This window comes from Ligilactobacillus acidipiscis DSM 15836, from assembly GCF_001435755.1.
Taxonomy (GTDB): Bacteria; Bacillota; Bacilli; order Lactobacillales; family Lactobacillaceae; genus Ligilactobacillus; species Ligilactobacillus acidipiscis.
The window spans coordinates 1-281 of sequence record NZ_AZFI01000419.1 but is presented as its reverse complement, the minus strand read 5'-3'; the positions used below and the strand labels follow the sequence as shown (position 1 = coordinate 281).

Annotated in this window: 1 pseudogene; it reads right to left on the bottom strand. The window is 31.7% G+C overall.

Annotated features, from left to right (window positions below):
* Nucleotides 1–281: pseudogene (locus FC65_RS12125) on the bottom strand (hypothetical protein); the annotation flags it as partial.

Below are 281 nucleotides of genomic sequence, written 5' to 3'. Positions count from 1 at the left end.
TGTTGCACTTCAATTTTAAATCGGGGAAATTATATTTTTTTACTATATTGATAAAATTATCGATCTGAGATTCATTTTGTTTCAATTCAATAACATAATGTGTCGACCTTTTATACCTCTTAAAGACATCTGCCAATGACAATATTTTATGTCCATCAAAAGTGCGAAGACGATTTATTTCCTTGTCTGACATCGTGTCATATTTTTTGTTGACACCAGTCATTCTTAACGCATCTTCATCATGAGAGATATATAAAGTATTACGCGTGGTGCTAGTTCGT